Source organism: uncultured Campylobacter sp. (genome assembly GCF_938045405.1).
Classification (GTDB): Bacteria; Campylobacterota; Campylobacteria; order Campylobacterales; family Campylobacteraceae; genus Campylobacter_B.
The window spans coordinates 1-4,980 of the sequence record NZ_CALIMW010000085.1; the positions used below are offsets into that span (position 1 = coordinate 1).

The window sequence follows — 4,980 nt, forward strand, 5'->3', positions numbered from 1 at the left end:
GGGCTCGATGAGATCCCCGCCGGCGCAAGGCAGGGGCAATACGTGCGGATCAGCGACGAAACGGTCGGAGGCGGCATAAAGAAATTCGGCGCTTTGGGAGGCAAATACGTCCCAAAAGAGGTGGCGGACGCTTTGAAAAGCACGCAGGCTCTGGGCGGACAGCTCGGCGCGCTTGAGAAATACTGGCAGCCTCTCATCGATCATATCAAGGTGAACGTGACGGTCAAGAACCCGTTTACGCACGTTTACAACGTCGCGAGCAATGCCGTGCTGGCGTTTTTGCACGGCGACGAAAAGGCTCTTGCGAGCTGGGCGCTTTTGGGACGGCAGCAGCGGCAGGAGTATTGGAAGCTCGCGCGCCGCTTGGGACTGGATAGCGCTATGGACGATCTGGAGGGCGCGATCAAAGGGCTTAAACCCAAAAACGACAGTGAGGCTTTCGGCATAGTCGGCAAGGCTATGGATTTTCTAAGCACCGCAGGCAAAAATATCTACATGAGCGAGGGCTCGGCGCTTGGTAGGGCGGCTAGAAAAGCCTACGCTTGGGAGGATGAAATTTTCAAGATCGCGCGCTTTAAGAAAAATCTCGATGCGATCGCCGCAAAGCGAGGATACGCCGCGGGCGATCTAAGCAAATTTAGCGAAAAAGAGCTTGCTGCGGCGATGAGCGACGCGCAGTATCACTACGTCGATTATAGCACCCATTTCAACGGCTTTTTGCGTAAGAGCGACAAGTGGGGATTGATGCCGTTCTTGCACTACTCCGTCAAATCGACACCGATGGTAATCAAGGCGATACTTAAAAACCCTCATCGTTTTGCGATGATGCAGGCGGCCTTTATCGCCGCGGATGCCGCGGGGCTGTCGCTAAGCTCGATCATCGCAGATACCGAAAAGGAAAATCTAACCAAGCCAAAATGGGCGCAAAGCTCAAAATTCCCGAACGTTTTCGGACTCAAAGCGTGGGCGAGGATAGGGGATAGCGATACATATTTCAACGCGGGACGCGCCGCGCCCGGCTTCCGTTTCGACGACGTTTTCGAGGGCGGCTGGGGCTTCGTGGGCGGGTTAGTCAATATCGCAAGCGGCAAATCGACGCTGGGCTACAACATCACATCCGAGGACGATCCAAAGGCCGTGAAAGTCGCCAAAAGCGTCAAAGAAGCCGCGAAAAACTATCTCCCGACGCTTACGATCGGCAGATACGGGCAGCAGCTCGGCGAGCAGGCTCTTTCAGACATCACGGGCGACAAGGATTTCGCGCCTAAGGACTACAACAAGGACGAGCTCGGCTACTCGGGCATCCTGAAGCGAGGCGTGGGCGCGCGCCGCTTCAATCAGCAAAAAGAGCTAAATAACGAGCTCGGCAAGCTACGCAAGCAAAAGATGGAGCTCGAATACGTTAAGGTACCCGATAGCAAGGACGCCGACAAGGTCGAAAAGGCGGTCAAGCATAACGAAAAGCTGCAAAAGATGAGCGCTTCGGAGAAGGCCGAAAAGCAGAAACAGATCGATCGGAAGCTTGAAATTTTCAAAGAGGTGGCGGACGCGGAGGGCTTCGAGTTTGACGTGCAGAGCCTCAAGCGGCTACGCGACGAGAAAAAGCAGCGCAAATTTGCGCCCAAGAAATTCGATCCTACGCTAATTTCCCGCCCGCAGATCGGGAAGTTTTCGCAGAAATAGCCCGCCGCGGCGAGTTTATAAAATTTAGGACGCGCCTCCATACAATTACCGCGCTCAAGGGGTCCTCTCTCCTCCTTGGGCGCTATAAAACGAAATCTAAAGATTGCTCCCTAAATGGCATGGAGGAGCAAATTCGTAAGGCGTGTTGTCTGGATGATTTTAGATACATTATGTTTAAATAATTATTTTAAAAGCTATTTCAAGTTATAATTAAACATTTAAACCGGTGGGTAAAAATGAAAATATCTGCAGTAGATCTATTTTGTGGTATAGGTGGATTAACCTATGGGCTCAGCCAGGCCGGCATTGAAGTTGTAGCTGGAATTGATTTTGACGAAAGCTGCAAATTTGCCTATGAACAAAATAATCATGGAAAATTTTTGCACAGAAGCATTTGTGAAGTGGGTGGCGAAGAAGTCAATAATTTATTTGGTGACGCAAATATCAAAATTTTAGTCGGTTGTGCTCCTTGCCAGCCTTTTTCAGCGCACCAGAAAAATAAAAAAGATCGATCGTTACATAAAGACTGGGGATTATTGTATGATTTTTTAAGACTTATTAAAGAAACTTCACCTCAAATAGTTTCAATGGAAAATGTTCCAGAGCTTAAAAAAGAAAAGGTTTTTGCTGATTTTGTAGACGATTTAAAAGCGCAAGGCTATAGCGTAAATTTTAAGATTCATGATGCTAGCGATTATGGCGTAGCACAAAGAAGAAAGAGGCTTTTACTTCTGGCATCTAAATTCGGGAATATTGATTTCTTAGAGTCCAAATTTAAAAAAGTAACCGTTAGGGATATGATATATAAAATTGATAAGATAGTTGCCGGAGCAGTTGATAATAAAAAAGATAGGCTACATATAAGCCCTACGCTAACAGATATAAATATTCAAAGAATCAAACAATCCAAACCTGGTGGATCATGGCATGACTGGGACGAGGCAATTCTACCTAATTGTTACAAAAAAGCAACTGGGCAAAGTTATAAGTCGGTATATGGTAGAATGAGCTGGGATGATGTTGCTCCCACCCTTACAACGCAGTTTATTAATTATGGTACAGGTAGATTTGGACATCCAGAGCAAGATAGGGCAATATCTTTACGAGAAGGAGCCTTATTGCAGTCGTTTCCAATGGGATATAAATTTATAGACAAAAATGAAAAAATATGCATGCGCAAAATTGCCAAACAAATAGGCAATGCCGTTCCGCCTAAGCTAGGAGAGCATATAGGTAAAAGCATCTTAAAACATTTAGAAGGATATATAAATGGCTAGTAACAATCAAATTAAATTTTCTATTGCTGGGCGAGTAGCTACCCATTTAGGAAGAAACTTGTATAGCAGTAATCCACCAGCTCTAGCCGAGTTAGTTGCAAATTCATATGATGCATATGCAACGAGAGTTGATATCAAACTAAGCAATAGAGAAATATATATTATTGATAATGGAAAAGGGATGTCTTTAGATGAGATAGAACATAAATATGCGATTATAGGTATAGAAAAACAAATAGAAGAATCGTTTAATAATCTAAGCGAAAGAGCTCCAATGGGGCAAAAAGGAATAGGAAAACTCGCTGCATTTAGTCTAGGTGGAAAATATAAAGTATACACAAAAACGTTATCCTCAAAACAATGGCTTACTTTTGAATTAGTATATGATGATTTTATAAAAGATGAAATAACCCACTCGGTAGATTATAATTTTGTTGATGATTTGCCCTGCGAGCTTAGGGATTACGCAAAATACAAATCAGGTTTTATAGTTAAGATTGATGATCTTATAAGAAATAGTAGAAATGCGTATGAAAATTTAAGTATACAGCTATCCAGAAGATTTTATATAGCTTCGCATATTGATAAATTTCAAGTGTTTTTAAATGGAGAGGAAGTTGACTTACTAACACACGAATACTATAAAAATATAGAATTCCTTGTTTATTTTGGATATAACGAAGAAGAAATCAACGATATGTTCCCAAATATAGATAAAACCAAAAAAGTAAAATATGATACGAATAGCAAAGATTTAAAAGACTATTTTGAGAAGAACAAAGGACTAAAAGGCTGGTTTGGCAGTGTTCTAACTCCCGGACAACTTCAAACAAAAGACTATAATTTCAATTCAACTGTCGTATATATAAACAAGAAAATAGCCGATGAAAATATTTTTAAAAATAGCGGTAGTGCAAGAATGGCAAATCAATACTTGGTTGGTGAAGTTCATGCGGATTTTTTGTTAGATATTTTGCAGGTTCCGATAACATCAAGCAGGGATGGACTAGATCAGTCAAATGAATATGTTGAAGAATTTATAGAGATACTAGGAAAAATAAGAAACAAATTTGCTGAACTTTGGACGAATTTTAGACAAAAAGAAGCCGTTTTAAAATTACCAGATTTTATAAGAGAAAACGAAAGCTATAAAAAATGGCTTGATGGGTTAAGTGACGATAAAAGAGAGATGAATGAAAAAATGCTTGCGTTGCTTATTAATAAGTCTTTTGCAGATCAAAGCGAGGGTATACAGAAGAATGAAATCCAAAATATCGTGTCTTCTATAGTTAGAACTGTGGATAATATAGAATTTTCAGAAATACAAAAAAGCCTATCCTCAATAGACATGATTGATAAAAATTATGTCAAACTTATAAATAAGCTTATGTCTAAAATAGGGCGCTCCGAAGAAATAAATATTTTTGAACTAGTCAAAGAGAGAATCGCTGCTATTAATGAATTAAAAAGAATGATGGAAGAAAACAATACATTAGAAAGTTTTTTTAATAACCATTTGCATAAACATCCTTGGCTTATAAACCCGCACTGGAATCAGGACTTAAATGCCAGTACAAGCTTTGAAATTACTAAAAATAGATATTTAAAGGCTATTGATAAGAACAATAAACTTAAGAAAAACTATATTGATCTATTAATAAAGGTCGCAGAAGAACCATATCCTATAATAGTAGAACTAAAAAAGAATACACCAACAGGACACGCCAATGTTACTACTGGAGTAATGATAGATCAAATACGAAAATATAAAGATGCTGTAATGCAAAGCGATAGCAGCTTAAAAATGATAGACTCCAGAGATATAAAAGTATACTTTATTATTTCAGAAGACGCTGGTGTTAATGGTGCTAATACCATTGAATTCAGAAAAGACGACATGGAGGTGTTTAAAAGTTATAATATAGAGGTTATAAAATATAATATGCTTATAGAAAGGGCTTATAGGTCTTATGCGGACTTTATTAATATAATTAATAAAGAAAAAAATATCCCTAATTTT

The 4,980-nt window shown here is 40.3% G+C and carries 3 protein-coding genes; all 3 read left to right on the plus strand.

Annotated elements, in window-relative coordinates; translation table 11 throughout:
• A partial coding sequence (locus Q0140_RS03200; protein ID WP_297961802.1) for a hypothetical protein occupies nt 1-1,683 on the plus strand: 1,683 nt, incomplete at its 5' end.
• Between the two features lie 236 nt (nt 1,684-1,919).
• Complete coding sequence (locus Q0140_RS03205; protein ID WP_297961804.1) at nt 1,920-2,960, plus strand: DNA cytosine methyltransferase; 1,041 nt, start codon at nt 1,920-1,922, stop codon at nt 2,958-2,960.
• The coding region (locus tag Q0140_RS03210; RefSeq protein WP_297961807.1) for an ATP-binding protein at nt 2,953-4,980 on the plus strand (2,028 nt) is incomplete at its 3' end. The genes Q0140_RS03205 and Q0140_RS03210, both read left to right, overlap by 8 nt.